This window comes from Kribbella aluminosa (genome assembly GCF_017876295.1).
Lineage (GTDB): Bacteria > Actinomycetota > Actinomycetes > Propionibacteriales > Kribbellaceae > Kribbella > Kribbella aluminosa.
Genome location: NZ_JAGINT010000001.1, coordinates 2,980,058 through 3,002,624, shown reverse-complemented (window position 1 = coordinate 3,002,624; position 22,567 = coordinate 2,980,058). Strand labels below are relative to the sequence as shown.

The 22,567-nt window shown below is 66.0% G+C and carries 19 protein-coding genes; 7 read left to right on the top strand and 12 right to left on the bottom strand.

Going from position 1 to position 22,567, the window contains the following annotated elements; genetic code table 11:
- The first annotated feature begins 66 nt into the window (after positions 1 to 66).
- Positions 67 to 1,212 carry an acyl-CoA dehydrogenase family protein gene (locus JOF29_RS14460; RefSeq protein ID WP_209694709.1) on the top strand — a complete coding sequence of 382 codons (1,146 nt, stop codon included), beginning with the start codon at positions 67 to 69 and terminating at the stop codon, positions 1,210 to 1,212.
- Positions 1,213 to 1,340: 128 nt separating this feature from the next.
- Here the strand turns inward: JOF29_RS14460 and JOF29_RS14455 are convergent, their stop codons facing one another.
- Both JOF29_RS14455 and JOF29_RS14450 read right to left on the bottom strand, forming a co-directional pair.
- Positions 1,341 to 1,889 (bottom strand): ABC transporter ATP-binding protein, encoded by a 549-nt coding sequence (locus tag JOF29_RS14455; RefSeq protein ID WP_209694708.1) that lies wholly within the window; start codon positions 1,887 to 1,889, stop codon positions 1,341 to 1,343.
- Positions 1,890 to 2,000: 111 nt separating this feature from the next.
- Positions 2,001 to 2,627 carry a TetR/AcrR family transcriptional regulator gene (locus JOF29_RS14450; protein WP_209694707.1) on the bottom strand — a complete coding sequence of 209 codons (627 nt, stop codon included), beginning with the start codon at positions 2,625 to 2,627 and terminating at the stop codon, positions 2,001 to 2,003.
- 70 nt (positions 2,628 to 2,697) lie between these two features.
- Between JOF29_RS14450 and JOF29_RS14445 the strand changes: the two genes are divergently transcribed.
- Complete coding sequence (locus JOF29_RS14445) at positions 2,698 to 3,093, top strand: Dabb family protein (RefSeq protein ID WP_209694706.1); 396 nt, start codon at positions 2,698 to 2,700, stop codon at positions 3,091 to 3,093.
- Positions 3,094 to 3,402: 309 nt separating this feature from the next.
- Here JOF29_RS14445 and JOF29_RS14440 read toward each other — a convergent pair whose 3' ends face one another.
- The 5 genes from JOF29_RS14440 to JOF29_RS14420 all read right to left on the bottom strand — a co-directional run bounded on the left by JOF29_RS14440 (position 3,403) and on the right by JOF29_RS14420 (position 10,174).
- A complete protein-coding gene (locus JOF29_RS14440; protein ID WP_209694705.1) occupies positions 3,403 to 4,974 on the bottom strand; it encodes a DUF4832 domain-containing protein in 1,572 nt (523 codons plus the stop codon).
- 57 nt (positions 4,975 to 5,031) lie between these two features.
- Complete coding sequence (locus JOF29_RS14435) at positions 5,032 to 6,642, bottom strand: type 2 periplasmic-binding domain-containing protein (protein WP_209694704.1); 1,611 nt, start codon at positions 6,640 to 6,642, stop codon at positions 5,032 to 5,034.
- Positions 6,643 to 6,820: 178 nt separating this feature from the next.
- On the bottom strand, positions 6,821 to 7,774 hold the full coding sequence (locus JOF29_RS14430) for an ABC transporter permease (RefSeq protein ID WP_209694703.1): 954 nt from the start codon (positions 7,772 to 7,774) through the stop codon (positions 6,821 to 6,823).
- Positions 7,771 to 8,727, bottom strand: a complete 957-nt coding sequence (locus tag JOF29_RS14425) for a carbohydrate ABC transporter permease (RefSeq protein ID WP_245357591.1) — start codon at positions 8,725 to 8,727, stop codon at positions 7,771 to 7,773. The genes JOF29_RS14430 and JOF29_RS14425 overlap by 4 nt, the downstream gene beginning before the upstream one ends.
- Positions 8,728 to 8,917: 190 nt before the next feature.
- Positions 8,918 to 10,174, bottom strand: coding sequence for a cupin domain-containing protein (locus JOF29_RS14420; RefSeq protein WP_209694702.1), 1,257 nt, complete (start codon positions 10,172 to 10,174; stop codon positions 8,918 to 8,920).
- A gap of 169 nt (positions 10,175 to 10,343) precedes the next feature.
- Here JOF29_RS14420 and JOF29_RS14415 point away from each other — a divergent pair, with 169 nt between their 5' ends.
- The 3 genes from JOF29_RS14415 to JOF29_RS14405 are packed head-to-tail and all read left to right on the top strand — an operon-like array spanning position 10,344 to position 14,257.
- Entirely contained in the window at positions 10,344 to 12,452 is a 2,109-nt protein-coding gene (locus JOF29_RS14415; RefSeq protein WP_209694701.1) for an alpha-amylase family protein, read from the top strand.
- Positions 12,453 to 12,485: 33 nt separating this feature from the next.
- On the top strand, positions 12,486 to 13,538 hold the full coding sequence (locus tag JOF29_RS14410) for a LacI family DNA-binding transcriptional regulator (protein WP_209694700.1): 1,053 nt from the start codon (positions 12,486 to 12,488) through the stop codon (positions 13,536 to 13,538).
- 35 nt (positions 13,539 to 13,573) lie between these two features.
- Entirely contained in the window at positions 13,574 to 14,257 is a 684-nt protein-coding gene (locus JOF29_RS14405) for an SDR family NAD(P)-dependent oxidoreductase (RefSeq protein ID WP_209694699.1), read from the top strand.
- Here JOF29_RS14405 and JOF29_RS14400 read toward each other — a convergent pair.
- Genes JOF29_RS14400 through JOF29_RS14380 form a run of 5 tightly spaced genes read right to left on the bottom strand, consistent with a single transcriptional unit; the run spans position 14,247 to position 20,342 of the window.
- Complete coding sequence (locus JOF29_RS14400; RefSeq protein ID WP_209694698.1) at positions 14,247 to 15,227, bottom strand: glycoside hydrolase family 43 protein; 981 nt, start codon at positions 15,225 to 15,227, stop codon at positions 14,247 to 14,249. The genes JOF29_RS14405 and JOF29_RS14400 overlap by 11 nt on opposite strands.
- The gene (locus JOF29_RS14395) at positions 15,227 to 16,666 is read right to left on the bottom strand and encodes an alpha-L-fucosidase (RefSeq protein ID WP_209694697.1); all 1,440 of its coding nucleotides are present in this window, start codon (positions 16,664 to 16,666) and stop codon (positions 15,227 to 15,229) included. The genes JOF29_RS14400 and JOF29_RS14395 overlap by 1 nt, the downstream gene beginning before the upstream one ends.
- 30 nt (positions 16,667 to 16,696) lie before the next feature.
- Entirely contained in the window at positions 16,697 to 18,376 is a 1,680-nt protein-coding gene (locus JOF29_RS14390; protein ID WP_307863328.1) for a type 2 periplasmic-binding domain-containing protein, read from the bottom strand.
- 38 nt (positions 18,377 to 18,414) lie between these two features.
- Positions 18,415 to 19,359 (bottom strand): carbohydrate ABC transporter permease, encoded by a 945-nt coding sequence (locus JOF29_RS14385; protein ID WP_245357590.1) that lies wholly within the window; start codon positions 19,357 to 19,359, stop codon positions 18,415 to 18,417.
- A complete protein-coding gene (locus tag JOF29_RS14380) occupies positions 19,356 to 20,342 on the bottom strand; it encodes an ABC transporter permease (protein WP_209694695.1) in 987 nt (328 codons plus the stop codon). The genes JOF29_RS14385 and JOF29_RS14380 overlap by 4 nt, the downstream gene beginning before the upstream one ends.
- A 178-nt stretch (positions 20,343 to 20,520) precedes the next feature.
- Here JOF29_RS14380 and JOF29_RS14375 point away from each other — a divergent pair, with 178 nt between their 5' ends.
- Together JOF29_RS14375 and JOF29_RS14370 are read left to right on the top strand one after the other, a co-directional pair.
- The gene (locus tag JOF29_RS14375) at positions 20,521 to 21,837 is read left to right on the top strand and encodes an L-fuconate dehydratase (RefSeq protein ID WP_209694694.1); all 1,317 of its coding nucleotides are present in this window, start codon (positions 20,521 to 20,523) and stop codon (positions 21,835 to 21,837) included.
- Complete coding sequence (locus JOF29_RS14370; RefSeq protein WP_209694693.1) at positions 21,834 to 22,562, top strand: FadR/GntR family transcriptional regulator; 729 nt, start codon at positions 21,834 to 21,836, stop codon at positions 22,560 to 22,562. Before JOF29_RS14375 ends, JOF29_RS14370 begins: the two co-directional genes overlap by 4 nt.
- The last annotated feature ends 5 nt before the right edge of the window (positions 22,563 to 22,567 follow it).

Here is a 22,567-nt window from a genome sequence, read left to right as displayed (position 1 = left end):
AAATCTATAGACATAAGTTGCTTAGTAGAGTCGTGTCTCATCAGGCGATCAAGGGCGGGAGACGAGATGACGACGGTGGACGATGCACCGCGGCCGGCGAAGTCGCTACTCGAGGAGGTCGGGGCCTACGCCGCAACGGATCTGCGGCCACGCGCGCTGGAGACGGATCGGCTGGGCGTCGCCGACCGGACGGTCCGTGACCTGGGCGCACTGGGTGCGTTGAACCATCTCGCGCCCACGGCGTACGGCGGAGCCGACCTCGACCGGGCGGACGATCGCCGGCTGCACGAGATCATCGCGGGCGCGTGCTTCAACACCTGGCTCGTGTGGGCACAGCACGGTCCGCAGGTCGGCCGTATCCGGCAGGCAGTCGAGGACGCCGAGCGCACACTCGATCCTCTCGAGTCCGACCTGGTCGATCGGATTCTGCGCGGCCGGGTGTTCCTCGGCGCAGCGTTGAGCGACGTACGGCGTTATCCCGACCGGTACGTCGCCGCGCGCCGAACCTCGGACGGCTGGATCTTCGACGGGACGATCTCCTGGGTCAGCGGGTGGGGTCTCAACGAGTGGCTCGGCGTGGCCGGCGTCGATGACAGCGACGCCGCCGGACCTCGCGTGGTCTACGGACTGATCCCGGTCGGCGCTGGCACCTTGGCCGGGGTGGGTGGCGTAGTCGGTGCGGGCGTCGACGCGGAGCCGCTGCGGCTGAGCGCGGCGACTGGGAGCCGTACGGAACGCGTGACGCTGCGCGGGATCGTCGTACCGGAGCGCCACGTCATCGCCGTCCAGGATCTCGACAGCTGGCGTGCCGCGGACGTCGCGGCGGCCGCGGATGCTCGCCCACACCATTTCGGTCTGGCGGCGACGGTTCTCGACGAGCTCCGCGCGTCCTCGCACCCGTCGGCGCGCCGGGTGGCCGACGCCTGGGCACCACGGGTAGCGCGCATTCGGGAACAGGCCTACGCCATCACCGACGAGGTCACGACCGCAGGACCTGGCGCGCCGCAACGAGTCGACGAACGGCTGGCCCTGAAGGTCGCCGCCGGCGAAGCCCTCGCGACGTTGACCCGCGCACTGCTCGTGGCCCGCGCCGGACACGGCCTGACAGACGACGACACCGCTCAACTGCACGCCCGCTCCGCGCTCTTCGTCCTCGTCCAAGGCCAGACCGCCGCCGTCCGCGAGGCCCAACTGAACGCCCTCGCAGACTGACCTCCTCCGCCGACACCTCAGCCACCGCGCAGAGCTGATCCATGCCGGTGCCTGAGGTTGCCCACTCAGCTGGAGGGATGCCCCCTGAAATTCTGAATGGGCAACCCTCCAGCTCACGGGGCATCCCCCTAGGCCGACTCTGCCGCGACTTCGGGACGGCGTTCTCCGGGGATCGCGGCGAGGAGGTCGCGGGTGTACGGGTGCGCCGGCGATCGGAGGACCTGGTCGGCCGGGCCGGACTCGACGACCACACCGTCCTTCATCACGGTCACGTCGTCCGCGATCTGCTGGACGACTCCGAGGTCGTGAGTGACGAACACGTAGCTGAGACCGAGCCGAGCCTGCAGGTCGACCAGCAACTGCAGGATCTGCGCCTGTTTCGGGTCCTGCCAGGTGAGCTTGTCGGTGAGGTTGTTGCCGATGATCGACTCGGCGTAGTTCGTACCCCACTGCGGATCCGGACTGCGCTGATAGTCGAGCAACGCGAACTCCAGCGTGCCACCCGCGGCTGGTTTCCCGTCGCCCTGCGCGGCGGCCGCATCACCTCGTCCGGATCCCGCCGCCCACACCACCCCGAGGACGGCGATCAGCACTACGGCAACGCCTCCAGCCGCCCACGGCCACCTACGCCGCGGCCCACCCGCCTGCTCGATCGAGGTCAATGAGTCGGTCATCATCAGTCCTAATGTCTAGTTTGTTACTAGACACAGTAGGAAAGCTGACGCGCGCGTACGCCGCTGTCCAAGCCTCGGACGTCGATACCTCCGGCGTCTGGAATTCGCGTCCGCTCAACGCAGCGGCTCTGCCCCGAACGCGCTCAGGAACGTCCGTACGGCGTTCTCCGTGACCTCGTCGAGCTCGGCCTTGCGCAGCTTCCGGGTGCCGAGGCGGGAGCGGGTCTCCAGCGGCGCGGTCAGCAACGCGCCGAACTGCTCGGCCGCGACGGCCGGATCGCCGAGCTGGAGCTTCCCGGCCAGCGCCAGGCGGGCCAGCCGGTCGGCGAGGGCGTCGTTCACCTTGTCGGTCGCGCGGTCCCGGACGATGTCCTGCAGCTCCGGCATGCTCGCGAACTCCGCGTGCAGCAGCCGGCGCAACGCCCAGGACTTCTCGTCGCAGTAGCACTCGGCCAGCTTCCGGCCGACCTCGGTAAGGGCCTCGGACGGCTCCCGGTCCGGGCGCAGCGAGTCGACGGCCGCCAGGTTCCGGGCGAGGGCGTCGTCGGCGAGCGCGGCGACCGCGGCGCGGAACAGCGACTCCTTGTCGCCGAAGTGGTTGTAGATCGTGTGCTTCGCGACCCCGGCCGTGGCTGCCACCGTATCCACGCTCGCCTGCCGGTAGCCGTCCCGGGCGAACACCGTGAACGCCGCGTCCAGGATCGCCTGGCGCTTGTCGATTCTGCCGCGATTGACCGTCACCCGGACAGGGTAGCTTGTTGCACGTCGGCGTACAGTAGACTGCACTCACCAGTGCACAATAGGAGGATGGATGATCGTCAATCTGTTGCGGATCCGGTTCAAGGACGGCGTGACCGTCGCGGAGCAGGAGGAGGTGCTGACGGTGATGCGGCGGACCGCGTCGCTGGAGTCCGTCGCGTTCGGTGCCGTCGGCAAGGACTTCGGCAACCCGGCGGACGGGTTCACGCACTCCTACCTGGCGGCGATCCCGGACCTGGAGTCACTCGAGCGCTACATGCACGACCCGGTACACCTCGACGGCGACGAGTTGATCCTGGACAAGCTGGAGAAGATGAGCGCCGTCCGCTTCACCGACGACGCTGACCCGGACCTCGGCAAGGCCGTCTACGAGATCGCCACACAGAAGATGCAGAAGTACCCGGACTGGGCCCGACGCATCGACGAACTCTTCGGCGCACACGTCTAGGACTGGATGTATGGAGGGAGCCCGGCCTGACGTCCCACCACGACATGCTGGCCGTCGCCACTTCACGGGCTCTCCCTGACGCAGGTGTGGGCGTTCGTCGGACCGAGTCGTGGCGTTTGGCTGGTGTCCTCAACCGTGAGTCGTGGATCGGGGTCGCAGGGTACGGCGTGTCGCGCGCCGAATCCCACGACTCGTCGAACAGATCCGGCCGGTACGCCCGCACCGACCGATGACCGAGCTGCTCCAGTACGTCGCTCCACGACGCAGGCGGCGCGAACGACGTACTGGTTCCGTAGGTCGAACAGGTCGTCAGCTGATGGTGATTTCGCCGACGGTGTAGTACTTGTCCGCGGTCTGGGTGCCGGCCGCCAGTCCGAGCGCGATGTGCCGGTTACTCGCAGCTTCTTCGATGAGGGCCAGTTGAACGCTGTATGTTCCGGCGGGAAGCGCGGGCAGGTGCACTGAATAGGACTCCATGGTCTGCTGGTCCGGTATCCAGGAACGGTTGTTCGACCCGCTCAGCCGGATCGGCCCCGAAGCCGCGCACCGTTTGCCGGCGGCCGGTTGCTGCTTCGCCACGAACTGGAGGTACGGCGTGAACACGTTGTACGCGGGCGCGACGCCGTGGTTCTCCCAGGCGACCTGCGCTGTGACGGTTTCCCCGCCGTGGGCAGTCGCCGGAAGGCTGATACTGGCCGGGAAATACCAGTACCCGCACAGGTTCGCCAGCTGCTTGGTGAGGTTCGGATTGTCCGTCAGCCACTCGACGTTGTTACCGTGGAAGCCGATGTACGACGCATGCAGCCCCCGGATGCCCGCGATCAGATCGGTTGCCCCCCGCACCGACCCGTCCTGACCTTGCCAGTAGCCCAGCCGCTTGGACGTTGGGTAGTGCTGGCATTCGAGCACGGTGGGGCGGGTGAGGTAGACGTCGTCGAACAGTTCGGGGCGCTGGACGACCGGGTTGAAGAAGATCAGGATCGAGTCGTCCCGCCAGCTCACTCCCTGGTCCTTGACGTACTGCCGGATCTCTTGCCCCCCTGCCGTGTCGTTGGGCCGCCACAGCAGCTCGTCGCCGGCGAGGAGAATGTTGTTGGGGTAGCAGCGCTTGTGGATATCGATGTGTTCCTTGATGACCGAGACCGGCCACACCCGGCCGCTGCCGGACCACGTCGTATGGCTCTCGCCCCAGTCGCCGTAGCTGCCGATGTCGATGTACCGCACCCACGGCTTGTCGGCGTACCGGGCCGCGAACGCCCGGTGGAAGTTCTCCAGCTTCTCCAGGAAGATCGGATCGCCGTAGTCGGGTTCGTACGTCAGGGTGCCGTCGCACGTCGGGCCCGCCGGGACACCAGGACCGGCGGACCCCCAGTTGCAGATGTAGGTTCCCTTCATCCCAAGGTCGTTCAGCCAGGTCGGGGTCGCGAAGCCCAGTTGGCCGGCGGGCGTGTTGTGCTCACGACCGGTCTCCCGGCAGGTGATCCGGAACGACACGCCGAACCCGGCCGGGACGAACTGCGCAATCGCATCGTCGATCAGGTGCCAGTCGTACTGACCCTCGACCGGCTCGAGGAAGGACCAGGCGATCCGGATGTAGATCTGGTTCATTCCCGGGAACTGCTGGAGCTCGGCGACCGTCCCCAGATAGCTGTTGTCCCGGTCGTCCAGGTAGTGCTGGTACCAGCCCTTGTGCGGGTTGACCAGCACGGTCTCCTGGTCCCACAGAGGTGTCAGGTCGTACGTCGCCGTCGTGGACGCGCGCGGTCCACGCCCACGTCCGGGACTCAGCGGCGCCGCATCCGCGGGAAGGGCGCTGCCGAGTGCCACTGCTCCCACCGCCCCACCGGTCAGCTGGATGAACCGCCGACGTGTTTCGCTCATGCCCCACTCCTTCGATCGTCCGTATCGGGTGCTCGTGCATGGTCTGCTGACGCGTCACTACCTCGGGCGGCTGTCGTAGGCCTTCTGGTAGTTGCCGACGAGTTCGTCGACGCCCATCTTCTTCAGTGCTTCGGTGTACGACGCCCAGTCCGAATCGCTGTCGATGTTGCGTTTGCCAAGGCTGAACTCGGCCAGGGCCTTCTGCACCTCGTTCGTCATCGAGGCAAGGATGTCGGCGTTGCGGGCGGCGGCCGACTGCTCGAACACCAACGGCGGAAGTTGCCAGTCCTTCTTCACGGCGTACGGCTGGTAGGCCTTGACCGTCGCCTCGTCCAGGACCGCCGCGAACGGCGGATTCTTGGGATCCGCCTCCTCGCCGAGCCGGAAGCCCGACGAGCGGTACAGGACTCCGTGCTGGTTCCAGCCGGTGCCGGCGCGTACGGACGCTTCCGATCCGCCGACGAACTGCTTCCACGTCGCCTGTGTACCGGCCAGATCCTTCGCGCCCTTGGGCGACCAGGTCCAGTCGCGGCCCTTGTCCCCCCAGGCGCTGCGCATGATCGCTTCGAGTTCGAGCTGGTAGTCGGCCCACATCACCAGCAGCTCGGGCTTCGAACAGTTCTTCGTGATCACCAACTGGCTGAGTACGCCGGCCGAATACGGCTGGTAGTGGTTCCAGGCGAAGTTCCGCACATTCGCCGGTCCGGCCAATGCCGAGATCGGCACGTAGTCGCGCCAGCGCGCGTCCGGCTTGGGGTCGACGGTCATGAAGCTGCCCCAGAAGTGGGAGCGGGCCACGCCGATCAGTGCGTGGCCGGGGTTGTCGCCCAGCTTCTGCAAAGCCTGGTCCGTCATGGTGAAGGTGTCCTGGGTGAGCGTTCCGTCGGAGTTGAGGCTGCGGAGGTAACGCAGCCCCTCGCGCCACTCGTCCTTCGCCGCGACGAAGTCCACCTTGCCGTTGTCCAGTCGCAACCAGGGCTTGCCGGGGTTGTAGAGGAACGCGTTCATGAAGAACACATCGATCGCGCTGTTCGCCCCGGCCACGAAAGGGATGGCGTCACCCTTGCCGTTCGGGTTCTTGGTCTTGAACGCCTGCAGCAGCGTACGGAACTCGGCCGTGGTGCTGGGCGACTTCAGCCCGACCGCGTCCAGGAACGTGCGGTTCACCCAGGCCCGGCCGCCGATCGCGCGGCACTGGCGGCAGTCGTTCAGGGCCGGGAACACGTACGTGTGCCCGTCCGCGGACTTGCTCAGCGTGGCCAGGTCCGGGTAGTCGGACATCGCTTGCTTGAGTTCGATGGTCCGCGCCAGATAGTCGTCCAAGGCAACGAAGACGCCCTGTGACCCGTACAGCGATACCTGGTCGGCGGTGAAGGGGATGTTCAGGAACGCATCCGGCAGGTCGCCCGAGCCGATCATCGCGTTCACCTTGGTCATGTCCCCGCCGTCGATCGACACCGTCAGGTACTCGACGTTGAGGCCGGTCCGCGCCTTCAACCAGGCGCTGAACTTGTTCTTGTTCCAGTCACCGACGGTGGTGACGTCGTTCGGGACGACCACCTTGAACGTGGGCGCATCGGCCCCGGCGAAGGGCTGCTTGACCGTCGCCCTCGGCCCGACGTAGTTCTCCGGGTAGAACACACCCTCGGTGGCGGCTCCCGGGGTCATGTTCACCCCGTTCGGCCCTGCGCCCTTCGGACTGTCGGGTGTGCTCTTCGAGGTACAACCGGTGGCCGTCAGCCCCAAGCCGCCTGCCACTCCGGACGCGGCCCCCCAGCCCAGGAGGCGGCGCCGATTCAGTCGGAATGCATCGATAGTCATGTGGGGTTCCTTGTCAGGTCTGTGATCAGAACAGGCTGTGGCGGGAGATCCTGCGGGCCAGCCAATTGGCGCAGAGCAGTAGCGCGAGGGCGGTGACGGACTTGAACACGCCGATCGCGGTGGCGTACGAGAACTGGGGGATGCTGGACTGCAGCCCCACTTTGTAGACGTAGGTGTCGATCACCTCGGACACCCCGACGTTCAGGCTGTTCTGCATGAGCAGGACCTTTTCGAAGCCGGTACTGAGGATCGAGCCCATGTTCAGCACGAGCAGGACCACCGTCACCGGCAGGATTCCCGGCAGGTCGATGTGCCAGATTCGCCGCAGCCTGCTCGCGCCGTCGACCTTGGCCGCCTCGTGCAGCTGCGGATCGATGCCGGCCAGCGCGGCCAGGTAGATCACCATCGAATAGCCGGCGGACTGCCAGACACCCGACCAGACGAAGATGTGCCGGAACAGGCTTGGCTCGCCGAGGAAGTCGATCGGCCCGGCACCGAAGAACCCGGTCGCCTGATTGATCAGTCCGCCGTGCGGATCGAGCAGCATCACCATGATGCCCACCACGACGACGGTGGAGAGGAAATGTGGCGCGAACAAGATCAGCTGGACACCGCGCCGGTACAGCGCCGACCGCAGCGAGTTCAGCAGCAGGGCGAGAACGATCGGTATCGGGAATCCGGCGAGCAGCTCGTAGAAGTTGAGAATTATGGTGTTCTTGATCGTCGGCCAGAACTGATACGAGTCGACAAAGGTCCGGAAGTACTTCAGGCCAACCCAAGGACTGCCGTTGATCCCGTTCGCGACCGAGAAGTCCTTGAACGCCATCTGCATGCCGTAGAGCGGCCAGTACAAGAAGAGCACGGCGAAGATCACCGGCGGGAGCAGCATGACGTACAGACGCCAGTTCCGCTTGATCCGCCGCCGGGCCAGACTGCGCCGCGAGCTCGACACCTCTGGATGCACGTCTCTCGCCGTCATTTCAGTGACCCCAGCAAGGCGCCACGGACGAAGTGTTTCTGGACGAAGGGAAAGGCGATCAGCGGCGGCAGCATCGCGACCGCCAGCAGCGCGTACTTGAGTTTGTCGAACAGCTCCTTCTGAGCCACCAGGGCGGCCGCGTCGGATCCCATCTGGTCAGCCGTCACCTGGTTCTGCAGGAGGATCTGCCGCAGCACCAGTTGGAGCGGGAACAGATGCTCGTTGGTGAGGTAGATCAGGGACGTGAACCAGCCGTTCCACTGCCCGATGGCATAGAAGAGCAAATTGACCGCGAGGATCGGTTTCGACAGCGGAAGGACGACCCGGAGCAGGAACTGGAAGTCGTTGGCCCCATCCAGCCTGGACGCCTCCAGCAGTTCCTCGGGAATCGTCACCTGGTAGAACGCCAGGGTGATGATCACGTTGAACATGCTCATCGCGCCGGGCAGGATGATCGCCCACCGCGTGTTCAGCAGGTGCAGGTCCCGGACCACCATGTAGGTGGGGATGATGCCGGCCGAGAACAAGGTGGGCACGAGCAGGGCGAACAAGATGGTCTTGCGGCCGTCGAGGTCGGCGCGGGACAGCGGATAGGCAGCCAGCACCGTGAGCACCGTACCCAGCACGGCGCCGGCGATCGAATAGATCAGCGAGTTGATGAATCCGGTCACGAATGCCGGGGAGTCGAAGATCTGCCGATAGGCGTCGAGATTCGGATCGACCGGGAGAAGTTTCACTGCTCCCGAATTGATCGCCGCGCCGGAAGAGAACGATGAACTGATCACATAGATCAAGGGATACAGAATCGCCACCGCAAAAGCGCCGACCACACCGGCGCTGACGACCGTGAGGGCTCGATCCGACGTGGATTCCCGAACCTGACGCCGAGCGGATGCGAACGAATTCACACCCCGGCCCCGGCGGGGAGAATCACTTGTTTGCAGCATCGTCATCGAGCCTCTTTGGTTAATTGATATGGTTCATTGAACCAGAGATTAATAGTGGCGCCAGAGGGTGTCAAGACCTCGGATCGAGCCGGGCCGCCGAGTGTCCTGGCGTGCCCTTTTCACGGCACCGGAGGGGTGGGAGACGCCGTCGCACAAGCGCCGCGGGCACCCTTCGAGGTCGCCGCCGCGTGGCGTGTCAGCGACCGCCGGTGCCGTTGTCCGGAGCTGAGACGAGAGCCGTCGGCCGATCCGCGACGAGTTGTTCGTTGCCTGGTCCGAAGTGCTTGAGGACGACCAGCGATTCGAGCGGGTCGGTGTTGGTCACCCGGATGCCGGCGGATGCCGCCGGCGCCGACACGAACAGCTCGTCCTGGGTGAGTTCGCCGTAGTGGATCAGCGTCGGAGCGGAGACGTCGAACGATCCGAGCGTTCCGCGCCCCTGGACGACGATCGCGCCGTACGCGTCCGTCTCGGTGATCGTCACGCTTCGGCCGGGGAACACGGTGAGTTCCTTCGCGCTGAAGCGTGGCGATCGATAGACGATCCACTTCTCCATGTAGTCGTCCTCGCCGTCGGCGCGGGACTGGACGGTCGGGCGCGGAGCCATGAACCGGTTCGCAAAGAAGTCCGGGTCGACGTTCGCCTCCCAGTCCAGCAGTTCGACCAGGAACTCGTGGTCGCCACGTCGAGGGCCGGGGATGTCCTTCCACAGCAGTTCTTCTGGCACCTCGCGCTCGTTGCTCCACGATTCGAACATCGAGAAGACGTCACAGTCGGCCTGCGGTTCGTACGTGCAGACGCTGGCCGGCGCATGCAGGACGCCTCCGGGGATGTCCCATCCGGTGCCCAGCTGGGTTCGGTAGCCGAGCGAGAGATCGGTGATCCGGTTGTCGCCACCGCGGCCGAACCCCTTCAGCCGATCGAGGACCCGGTCTTTCGAGGTGCCGGGCTGGAGCCCCAGGTACGAGATCGGCTGCTCCCCCAAGGTCGCGTTCAGCTGTGGTGGGTAGTAGTAGGCCTCGGGCTTGCCCGGCTTGTCGACGAGGGCAGCGTGGTGGTCGCGGTGATGCACATGGAGTGGGAGCGCTCGCTGGTTGTCGAAGAACTTCGAGTACATCGGCCATCGCCGGTACTGCCGCCACAACCGTTCACCGACCAGAGCAGCCCCATGAGCCGCGACGAACTCGTCGAACGGCACCAGGCCCTCTGGATCGACGACCATGCTCAAGCCCTCATCCGGCCCGGTCAGCTCACCGTTGTCGGCTCGGACCGCCGACGAGAGCCAGCGCTCGTTGATGCCACCTCGCCGCGGGCCGAGCGCGAAGTAGTCGTCGGGATGGAGCCGGATCCGCTGCCCGGGCGTACAGAACGAGCGCGGCACCCAGGTCGGAGCCAGGCGAACGACCCCCTCTCCGGCGTCCAGTGCCCGCGCCGGCCCCACTTTCTTCGCCATGATCGCCTCCAATAGGTTCATTGAACCGCGATGCTAGGCGTCGGCCGATCCCCCGTCAATCGTTCGGATCGCATTCGAGAACCGCGCTGACCGGACGCCGCCAGGCGCCCTTGACGACTGTGGAGAGAACGGCCTAGGGTCGGTGGTTCAATGAACCAATGACCACTGCATGACGGTCAGAGAGGAGCGCCAGGTGCCGTCGTACTTGCGTGCTCGCCGGCGGATGCTGCTGGACATGCACATCCCCGGCTGGGACCCGGCCTTCCTGCGATCGTACGAGCCGGAAGACCTGGCCGAACTGTACGCCCGGGCCGGGGCTGATGGTGCTCTGATCTACTGCAAGTCGCATGTGGGTCTGAGCTACTGGCCGACGCCGGTCGGCGGAATCCACCCCGCCGCCGGCCACCGCGATCTGGTCGGTGAGACGAAGCAGGCCCTGGAGGATCGCGGCATCGGCGTCGCTGCCTACCACAGCGTCATCTTCGACAACTGGGCCGGCGAACGGCACCCGGAATGGCGCACCCAGCCGATGGACTCCTACCCCACCCGAGGGTGGACGGGACGCTACGTCACGATGTGCGCCAACCACCTCGAGTATCGCCAGTACGAAATGACCCAGATCGCCGCCCTGGTGGAGCGCTACGACTTCGATGCCCTCTGGCTGGACATGGCGTTCTGGACGGCGATCTGCGTCTGCGAAACCTGCGCGGCGAAGTTCCGCGCGGAGACCGGGCTGGAACTGCCCGAACGGGTCGACTGGCAAGACTCGACCTGGTGCGCGTTCCAGGCCGCCCGCGAGCGCTGGATCGCCGAGTTCTTCGTCGTACTGCGCGACGCCGCACGTGAGGTGCGACCTGACCTCGCGGTCACCCACAACCTGGCGCCCGGATTGAACGGCTGGTTCCACGGGCAGCAGTCCGATCACGCGCAACTCGACACCTTCGCCGCCGGCGACCTGTACGGCGGGCGGGATCAGGAGACCTTCGTCCTGGCGCTGATGCGCAACCTGGCCCCGGGCGAGCTGACCGAGTTCATGACCTCGCGCACCACCAACCTCAATCACCATTGCAGCACCAAGTCCGAGCACGAGATGCTGATCGAGGCCTGTGCCGCGGTGGCCTACGGATCGGCGTTCCTGTTCATCGACGCCATCGACCCCAGCGGCAACCTCAACCCGAGGACCTACGACCGGATCGGCCAGGTCTTCACCAAGACCAAGGTGTTCGATCGGTGGACCGGCGGCGAGCCTCTCGAAGATGTCGCCGTCCTGTACTCCGACGCGTCGCGCATCGACCCGACCCAGGTCGGCGGCCACGAAGGCACCGGAGGCCCGTCGACTCCGCACCAACGTGCGGTCATCGGGATCAGCCGCATGCTGCGCCGGCTGCACGTCCCGTTCGGCGTACTGACGCACAAAACGCTCGCGACCAGGATCGACAAGTTCAAAGTCCTCGTCCTGCCGGAAGCGGTCCGCCTGACCGATGAGGCGTGCGAGGTGGTCCGGCAGTTCGTCCGACGCGGAGGCGCGGTGTACGCGAGCGGTGGGGCCGGCCTGCTGCAGGCCGACGGCCGCCGGCTGGACGACTTCCTGCTGGCCGACGTCTTCGGCTGCTCGATGATCGGCGTCGAGGACGGGGAGGGGATCTACTACCGCCCCGCGACCGAGAGCCTGACGGCGGCCAGTGGCGCCGACCCGTACCTTCCGGCCACGCCCGTACGCGGCTGGACTCCCCGCGTGCGACTCAGCGGCGGCGAAGCACTGGCAACGCTGAACCTTCCGTACGGCTATCCCACCCCGCGCTCCGCACCGGGGCACGACTTCGCCAGCATTCACTCCTCTCCCCCGTGGCAGGAATCTCCTGAGAACCCCACGCTGGTGGTGAATCGCTATGGCGCGGGTACGGCGGTCTATTCCACCTGCGCTATCGAATCCGAACGCAGCGAGGCGCACCAGGAGTTCTTGGCCGTGATCCTGCGCGAAGTCCTCGAGCTGCGCCCGCGACTTGCCGCCGAGGCCCACCCCGATGTTTGGGTGATCGGAGCCGACCAGCCCGATCGGGACCGGGTGGTGATCTCGGTCCTGCAATGGACCGAGGAGCCCACGGGCGCGGCCACGCAGGCCACGATCACACTGGCCTGTGAGGGGCGGAACGTGAAACAGGTAGTCGATACGGCGACCGGCGGGACGTTCGACTTCCTCGTTGCCGATGACACCGTGAGCTTCCAGGTGGCATCGCCCGAGGTGTTCGTCAGCTGCGCGGTCGAGTTCACGAAGTAGTGTGTCGATCACAAGGTAGGTGAAGGAAACAGAGTGGCGACAATTCGCGACGTAGCACGAGCGGCCGGGGTGTCCGTCGGCACGGTCAGCAATGTGCTGAACAGACCGTCCTATGTGAACGCCGACACCAGAGCCAAGGTCGAACGAGCCATCACCGCCTTGGGCTTCGCGCCCACCAGCACCGCCCGGCAGTACCGGATCGGGCGCGAGCGCACCCTCGGGCTCGCCCTGGCGGACATGGGCAATCCGTTCTTCGTCGACATCGCCCTGGGCGCGGAAGCCAAGGCGAAGGAACTCGGCGTCGGCATGGTGATCTGCCACAACGGCGAGGATCCCGGTCGCGAGGAGCAGAACCTGGATCTGCTGGCCCAGTTACGTGTCCAGGGCATCATGATCACGCCGGTCGACGAGCAGAACGCCAGACTCGGTCAACTCAAGGAGATCGGCCTGCCGATCGTGCACGTCGACCGCGTCTCGTCGGGCCTGCCGTGTTGCTGGCTGGCGACCGACGACCACCGAGGCGGACGACTGGCCGGCGAACACCTCGCCGGCATCGGCGCACGCCGGCCGGCGTTCGTCGGCTCACTGAAGATCTCCCGCCAAGTTCAGGACAGATACCGAGGCTTCGTCGAAGGATTCACCTCGACGGCGTCGGCGGGTGACGCCATCGAACTGGTCGACGCGACGGCCTGGACGATGGAAGCCGGACGCGAGGTCGGCCGCGCTCTGGCCGCACGACGTGCGAAGGACCGCCCGGACGCCCTGTTCTGCGCCAACGATCTGCTGGCGCTGGGCCTTCTCGCGGAGCTTCAGCTGCACGGCATCGAGGTGCCCCGCGACATCAGCCTGATCGGCTTCGACGATCTGGTCTGGGCCGAGGCGGCCGTCGTCCCGCTGACCTCGATCCGCCAGCCACGGGCGTTGCTCGGCCGTACTGCCGTCAGCATGCTGATCGACGAGATCGACGAAGGCCCCGATCACGTCCACCGGCATCAGTTGCTCGAGCCTCAGCTGATCATCCGGCGATCGACCGTTCCGGCCGACAGCTCCGGCCCGCGCAAACGCCGAACGCGCCCAAAGGTATGACGCAGCTCCGCGCGCACGATCCACCTGGAGGTTCGATGGCCACGACACGACGAGCAGTTGTCACGGGTGGATGCAGCGGGCTGGGGGCGGCAACCGCCGCCCGCCTCCGAGCCGATGGGCTCGAGGTCGTCACCGTCGACATCACCGAAGGCGCCGACCACAGAGTCGATGTCACAGACGCCGAAGCGGTGGATCGTACGTCGACCGAGATCGGGCCCGTGGACATCCTGGTCAACTCCGCCGGGATCGTGGGGCCCAATGCTCCCCTGCTGGAAACGGATCCGGACAGCTGGCGGGCCGTCTTCGAGGTCAACGTGCTCGGGGTCGTCAACACCATGCGCGCCTTCGTGCCAGGCATGGTCGAGCGCGGCTGGGGACGTGTCGTGAACTTCGCGAGTATGGCGGGCAAGGACGGCAACCCCAACCTGTCCGTCTATTCGTCGTCGAAGGCGGCCGTCATCGCGCTCACGAAGTCCTCCGGCAAGGAACTGGCGACCACCGGCGTTCTGGTCAACGCGATCGCCCCGGCCGTCATCGCCACTCCGATGAACGCGCAGACCACACCTGAGGTCCTGGAGCACATTACGAGCCTCATACCGATGCGCCGAATCGGTCGAGCGGAGGAAGTCGCCGCGCTCGTGTCCTGGCTCGCTTCCGAGGAGGTCACCTTCTCGACCGGAGCCCTCTACGACATCAGCGGCGGCCGCGCTACCTATTAGTGCCCTGAGTCGGGCCTGCTGGAGGTCGAGCGGCGCGGCTCGCCAGGCGGTTGTACTCGTCGGCGGTCAGGGGTAGTACGGCGCCGTGGCAGGGGTCGGGCGGTAGGTGGTGGGTCTCGCACGGGGTCCAGCGGCCGCTGGCCAGTTCGGTTGTCTCGAAGGGGACATAGCGCCGGTCGGGCGTGAACTCGTCGATCCACAGGTACCACTTGTCTTCGGTGCTGGACTTGTAGACCAGCGGACCTTCGCCTTGGGTGATCGCGCCCAGACCGATGCCCTCGGCAACCGGCTTCCAGTCGGCCGCGGTCAGGGAGGTCGCGGCTTCACAGAAGATCGACTTGCCAAGTGGTACGTCGCTGCTCCGGCCCCGCTCGTCCTTCAGGAAGCGGTAGTAGACGCCGTCGTGCTCGATCACCGTGGCGTCGATGGTCTGCCAGCCCCGGTCGATCCACACGCGCGGCTCGGAGAACTCGCGGAAGTCGCGGGTGGTCGCGCACATGATCCGGTTGTAGCTCTGGCCGGTGTGCTCGGCGTCGTCGTACAGCGTCGACGACCAGTGGACCAGGTATGCGTCCTGGTCCGGGTCCCAGACCGCCTCCGGGGCCCAAGCGTTGCCGGCCTCGGGCGGCGCAACGTCGACGAGCCGGCCTTCTCCCCAGTTCACCAGGTCCGGCGACTCCCAGATCATGATCGACCGGCTCCCGTTCCGCTGATGCCGGTCCCAGTCGAGACTGTCGTACAGCCGCAGGTCGGTCGCGACGAGGTAGAACCGCTGACCGTCCGGCGAGCGTACGACGTGCGGGTCCCGCACCCCACGTTCACCCAAAGCGGAGTACAGGACCGGCTGCCCGCCGTTGAGGTCGGTGAAGTGCAGTGGATCGTTGCCGTCGCTCAAGGCGAAGTAGATCTGCTCGCCGTTGGCCGACTCGCGTTTGAAATGCACGTAGAGGTAGCCCGCGTAGGTGGTCATCAAGCTTCCTGGTGGTCGATGGCGAGGCAGTTGGCGACCTCGAGGGGCGGTGTCTCGGGCAGGCGGACCACCAGTATTCCGTGAGCCTGCTCGAACGGGACGGGCCCGTGGCCGAGCAACCGGACGCCGGTCACCGTCTCGTGCCCGGCGAGGCTGCGGATCACGGCGCGTCCGTCGGTCGGCCACGCCAACTGGAACGCATACAGGGTCCCGTCCCGTCGGGTGAAGCGGAAGTCGGAGCTCGACCAGTGGACACGGTCCTCGGTGAAGCCCTTGATCACCACGCCCGACGGCCCCTCGCCGAACACCCGGAAGGGTCTCGTGCCGTAAATGCCTTCGCCGCACACCCGCATCCACGCTCCGAGGTCGTCGAGCAGCTGCGAACACTCGGCATCGATCGTGCCGTCCGGCCGTTGCGGCACGTTCAGCAACAGGTTCCCGTTCTTCGACACGATGTCCACGAGCAGCTCGATCACGTGGCCTGCGGTCTTGTAGACGTCCCGGACGTTGTAGAACCAGTCGCCGACCGAGGTGTCGGTCTGCCACGGGAACTCCTCGATCCTGGGCGTTTGGCTCCGCTCGATGTCCATCACCCCGACGGCGCTGATCTCGGGCCGGCGGTCCTTCTGCTGGTAGACGGCGCGGTTCGTCCCGTGGACTCGCGCGCTCGTGTTGTACAGCCGAGCAACGGCCTGGAGTCCCGGCGCGTAGTCGGCCTCACCGAAGGGCAGCGGTCCGTCGGAGTACAGCAGCTCGGGTTGGTACCGATCGATCATCTCGGTCACCGAGTCGAGCCAGTGGCGGTGCCATTGCGGATCGTCGGAGTACCACGGGTCCGGGACCTCGGCGTCGGCCAGATACCGGCTGTTGTCGAGGTACAGATCCCGGTACGCCGGATCCGTTCCGTCGTACCGGACTCCCGCGAACGGACCGTGTTTGTCGCTGCCCTTGTTGACCGCGAGCCAGCCGAGCGCGGCGCCGAGATGCTCGGTGATCCCGAACGGGATGCCGCGCTCGTCGGCGGCGGCTTTCCACAGTCCCACGATGTCCTTGCCCGGCCCGACCTTCACCGAGTTCCAGCGATTGAGGCTGGACTCGTAGTTGAAGAAGTTGTCGTGGTGCACGGCCTGCGCGACGAAGTACCGCGCGCCGGCCGCGACGAACCGCTCCATCAACTCCTCCGCGTCGAACCGCTCCGCCTTCCACTGCCGTACGACGTCCTTGTAGCCGAACGCCGACGGATGCCCGTAGGTCCGGAGGTGATAGCGGTACTGATCGCTGCCCTCGCGGTACATGTTCCGCGCGTACCAGTCGCCGTACCGCGGCACCGACTGCGGTCCCCAGTGCGACCAGATGCCGAACTTCGCGTCCCGGAACCAGTCCGGGCACTCGAAGTTCCTCAACGACTCGAACGACGGCTCGAAGGGGCCGACAGGCACGATGAACTCCTCACACAGGGTTGGAACCGGCTACTTGTTGGGGACCTTGTCGTAGGCGGTCTGCTGGATCTCCAGGTAGCGCTTCAGGCCGAGGCTGTCGAGGCCCTTGACGTAGCTGTCCCAGTCCGAGTCGAGACTCTTCGAGCCGGTGACGAACTGCAGGTCGTTCTGCTGCACGTAGTTCTCGATGTTGGTCTGCAGGGTCGCGACCTCGCTGGCCTGGGCCGGGTCGATCCACACCTTCCAGAACGGGTAGATCTGGGCCTTGTCCTCGTGGCCGGCGTACAGCTTGGTCGCCTCGAACAGCTTGCGCTCGTACCCCGCCTGCGACTGGATGTCGGTGCTGATCGCTTCGGAGTTCCGGAAGTGCGCGGTGTTGTTGTACTGCGCCAGCGCGCCCCAGCCGGTGTTCCGCGGCGTCGAGCCGGGCTTCAGCGGGATCTGCTTGAACACAGGTTTCAGCGACTTGTCCAGCGCGACATCGCCCGCGCCGGGCTTGGTCCAGGCCTTGCCCTCCATCCCGAACTGGCCGTTGATCTGGCCCGGGTCGGTGAAGATGTAGTCCAGCAGCTTGATCGCCGCGATCTGCTGCTCGGGCGTTGCCTTGTTCGTCAGCACGAAGGTGCCGCCCGGCACGCTCGGGAAGTTGTAGCCGGTGTAGTTCGCGCCCTGAGGTCCGGTCAGCGGCGGTACGGCGTCGTACTGCTTGTCGCGTCCGTCCGCCGACCCGATGTTGACGAACTCGCCCGAGTGCAGCACCGTCGCGGAACCGAGGATCGGCATGCCGGCATGGTTGCCCTGCTGCAACAGAGCGTCCCCGTTCTGGGTGAAGGCGCCCTTGTCGATCAGGCCCTCCTTGTAGAGCGAGTTCAGGTACCGCAGGCCTTCGCGCCAGCCGTCCTTGTTCGCCTGCAGGTCGACCTTTCCGTTGTTCAGCACCAGCGTCGAGGAGTTGTTGGCGGCAGCACCTTGCGGGTCGTAGATGAAGGCGTTCATGAAGTACGGGACCAGGGCGTTGCCCACCGACGCGCTGAGCGGGATCTCGTCGGCCTTGCCGTTCCCGTTCGGGTCCTGGGTCTTGAACGCCTCGAGCACCTTGCGCATGTCCTCGGTCGTCTTCGGCACCTGCAGGCCGAGCTTCTTCAGCCACGCCGAGTTCATCCAGAGCTTGTCCTGGTAGGAGCAGTGGAAGCAGTCCACCCACTGTGGCATCCCGTAGATCTTGCCGTCCGGCGCGGTCGCCATCGCCTTCCACTCCGGCGTGGCGTCCAAAGCCTTCTTGATGTTCGGCGCGTACTGGTCGATCAACTGGTTCAGCGGCAGGACGACCCCCTGGGTGCCGAGCTTGAGCAGATCGGCCTGGCTGAACTGGTCGACCCACGGAATCAGCAGGTACAGGGCGGGGTAGTCCCCACTGGCCAGCGAGATCTGCCGCTTCTCCTTGGCAGGCCCGCCGTCGAACGTCGTGGTCTGCCACTTGATCGTCAGGTTGAGCTTCTGCTGTACCAGCTTGGTGAAGTCGTTCGTGGCCAGGTTCACGTCGGCCGCCTGCGGCGCGAAGACGGTCAGCGTGGTCGCGGGATTCCCGGTGATCGTCGGCAACGGCTTGCTGCCGGGGTCGTTCGATCCGCCGCCGGAGCAGGCCACGAGGGCGAGCGCCAGGAGGCTCGTGCCGGCAACCGCGGCACGCCTCCGCCTGCTGATGTTCACAAACATTGTTCCCTCACAGGGGTTGAGGATGCGGAGGATCAGCCCTTCACGGCGCCGATCAGGATGCCCTTGGTGAAGTAGCGGGCGACGAACGGGTAGATCAGCAGCACCGGCACGCTGGCGACCACGATCAGCGAGTACTTGAGCAGATCGGCGAGTTCCTGGCGCTGGATCACCAGCGAGGCGTCCACCGCCCCACCGCTGGTCGTGTTGAGGATCAGGATGTTGCGCAGTACCAGCTGCAACGGGAACAGATCCGGGCTCTTCAGGTAGATCAGCGCGTCGAAGTAGGAGTTCCACTGCATGATCGCGTACATCAGCGCGACCACCGCGATCATCGGCTTGGCCAGCGGGATCACCACCGACCACAGGAACCGCAGGTCGCCGCACCCGTCCAGCTGCGACGCCTCGACCAGTTCGTCGGGGATCGCTGTCCGGAAATAGGTACGGGCGATGATGACCTGCCAGACCCCGATCGCCTGCGGGATGATCAACGCCCACCGGGTGTCGAGCAGACCGACCGACTGGACCACCAGGTACGTCGGTACGAGTCCGCCGGTGAACAGCATCGTGAACAGGATCAACGTCATCACGACGTTCCGGCCGACCAGCGTCCGCCGGGACAGCGGGTACGCGACAGCGATCGTCATCGTGACGCTGACGATCGTCCCCACGACCGTGTAGAACAACGAGTTCAGGTAGCCCTGGACGATCTGGGGATTCTCGAACACCGCGTGGTACCCGCGCAGCGAGAAGTCCACCGGCCAGAACAGCACGCGCCCGGCCGACACCGCCTGAGGGCTGCTGAACGAGCTCGCCACGACGTACAGCAACGGCAGCAGCACGACCAGCAGGAACACCGCCAGCAGCAGGTACACGCAGAACATGAAGACCCGGTCCGTGCGCGGCTCACGGATCCGGCGCGCGCGGGCCGCCCGCCGTTCGAGCCGCTTGCCGCTCGTCGTACCCATCAGAGCTGTCATGACCACAGTCCGTTCCCGGTGATCCGTTTGGCGATCAGGTTCACGATCAGCAACAGCGCCAGGTTGATCACCGAGTTGAACAACCCCACCGCGGTCGCCCCGCTGAAGTCCGCGTTCAGCAGACCGGTCTTGTAGACGTACGTCGCGATGATCTCCGACTGGCTCAGGTTCAGCGGGTTCTGGAACAGGAACGCCTTCTCGAAGCCGATCGCCATGATGTTGCCGACAGCAAGCACCAGGATGATCACCGCGGTCGGCATGATGCCCGGCAGATCCACGTGCAGGATCCGCCGCAGCCGGCCCGCGCCGTCCACCTTCGCCGCCTCGTGCAGCGCCGGATCGATCCCGGCCAGCGCGGCCAGATAGATCACCGCGGAGTACCCCGTGGTCTGCCACACGTCCGACCACACGTAGATGTGCCGGAAGTAGTCCGGGTTACCGAGGAAGTCGATCGCCGGTACGCCGAAGAACCCGAGCCCCTCGTTGACGATCCCGAGCCGCGGCGACAGCACCAGGATCGTCATCGACACGACCACCACCGTCGAGATGAAGTACGGCGCGTACGTCACCAGCTGGACCGTCCGCTTGAACAATCCGTTCCGGACCTCGTTCAGCGCCAGCGCCAGGATGATCGCGAGCGGGAAGCTCGCTCCCACGGTGTAGACCGACAGCACGAACGTGTTCTTCACCAGCGTCCAGAACACCGGATTCTGGAAGAACAGCTCGAAGTTCTGCCAGCCGATCCAAGGACTTCCCCAGATACCCTTGGTCACGTTGTAGCTCTTGAACGCCAGCACGGCGTTCGACATCGGGACGTACTTGAAGACCGCGAACCAGACCAACGGCACGACCATGATCAGGTACAACGTCCAATGCCTTCGCAGGCTGCGCCGGAGGCCGGTGATTCCCGGCCGTTCCCGGCGTCGCCTCGGGCGAGCCGGCGGCTCACCCGCGGGCGGCCGGACGGTTGTCAGCGTTGCCATCAGACCTCCTTTGCCGTACTGCGTCGCTCCCGATCCAGGTGATCGATAAACCTGGCGAGTGGCGATGATTAATCCCATGAATTTCCCGGATCGTAGCGCCCGCTGAGCGCATGGTCCATACTGAACGCCATCAAAGATGGAGAAACGTCCTATCTATCTCGGACCAGTGAGGGTCACCATGCCACGCATCACCTCGGTGGAGGTTGTCGACGTCCGCTTCCCGACCTCGCTCACCGGCGACGGTTCGGACGCGATGAACAAGGACGGTGACTACTCGGCGGCGTACGTCGTCCTGCACACCGATGACCCGTCCTTGTCCGGGTACGGCTTCACGTTCACGATCGGGCGCGGCAACGACCTGTGCGTGGCCGCGGCGGCGCAACGTGCCGAGCCGCTGGTGGGACGTGACGTCGACCTGCTGTGCGACGACCTGGGTGCGGTGTACCGGGAGCTGCAATCAGACACCCAGTTGCGTTGGCTGGGGCCGGACAAGGGGGTGATCCACCTTGCGCTGGCCGCGGTCATGAACGCACTGTGGGACCTGGCCGCCCGCGGCGCCGGACTACCGCTGTGGCGACTGCTGTCCGAGATGTCACCCGAACAGCTCGTCCGGGCGGCTGATCTGCGATACCTGAGCGACGTCCTCACCCCGGAGCAGGCGGTGACGATGCTCGCGGCCCGCGAAGGTGGCCGCAAGCAACGGATCGAGGAGCTGGAGGCCACCGGCTATCCCTGCTACACCACGTCGGCGGGCTGGCTCGGGTACTCCGATGCCAAGCTGCGCAGGCTCTGTGAGGAAGCCGTCGCCGACGGCTACAAACATGTCAAGCTCAAGGTCGGCGCCGACCTGGACGACGACATCCGGCGCTGCCGGATCGCCCGCGAGGTGCTCGGTCCGGACGGAAACCTGATGATCGACGCCAACCAGGTCTGGGACGTGCCCGAGGCGATCGACTGGGTGCAGGCGCTGGCCGAGTTCGAGCCGCTGTGGATCGAGGAGCCGACCAGCCCGGACGACATCCTCGGCCACGCGGCGATCCGCAAGGCGGTGGCTCCGATCGGGGTCGCCTCCGGTGAGCACGGCATGAACCGGGTGCTGTTCAAGCAGATGTTCCAGGCCGGCGCCCTCGACTACTGCCAACTCGACGCGGCGCGCCTCGGCAGCGTCAACGAAGTACTCGCGGTCTACTTGCTCGCCGCCTCGTTCGACGTGCCGGTCTGCCCGCATGCGGGCGGCGTGGGCCTGTGCGAGCTCGTCCAGCACCTCGCGATCTTCGACTACGTGGCCGTCTCCGGAAGTCTCGATCGCCGCGTGACCGAGTACGTCGACCACCTGCACGAACACTTCGTCGAGCCGTGTGTCGTCCGGAACGGGGCGTACGTGTTGCCGGACGCACCCGGATACAGTGCCGAGATGTACAGGGCATCGCTCGAGACCTACAGCTTTCCGGACGGCAGCTACTGGGCGCCGCGCCTCGCGGGCGAGCGACCATGAGCCCGGGACAGCCCCGCAGCGCCGGTGCGTCGCAGACCGACGTGGTGGTGCAGAGCATCCGGCAGATGATCATCGAGGGCCGGCTCCGGCCAGGTGATCGGCTGCCGATCGAAAGAGACCTCGCCGCGGCCCTCGGCGTCTCCAGGAATCCACTGCGCGAAGGCGTTCGGGCGCTGTCGATCATGGGCGTCCTGGAGACCCGGCAGGGCGACGGTACCTACGTCACCAAGCTCGATCCGTCCATGCTGCTCGCCCCGATGGGCTTCGTCGTCGACCTCCAGGACGGTACCGGAACCCACCACCTGCACGTCGTACGGCGGATCCTGGAGACCGAGGGCGCGGCGTTGGCGGCGCGCGACATCGGCAGCGAGAAGCTGGCCGCCGCGGACGATCTGCTGCGCCGCAACGAGGCCGAGCTCGCGCTCCCGGATCCCGATCACGAGACCGTCATCGAGAACGACATCGCCTTCCACCGCATCATCGCCGAAGCGGCCGGCAACCCCGTACTGTCCGCACTCGTCGACGCCCTCGGCGGACGCACGATGCGGGACCGGCTCCGCCGATCCATCGCCGAGCCCGGCGCCGACCAGACCGCGCATCGCGAACACCTCTCGATCCTCGCCGCCCTCACCAGCCACGACCCCGATCGCGCACGGACCCTGATGGCCGCGCACCTGTTCACCGTCGAGGACTACCTCCTCGAGCATCGCCCCACGACGAATTGAGGCCT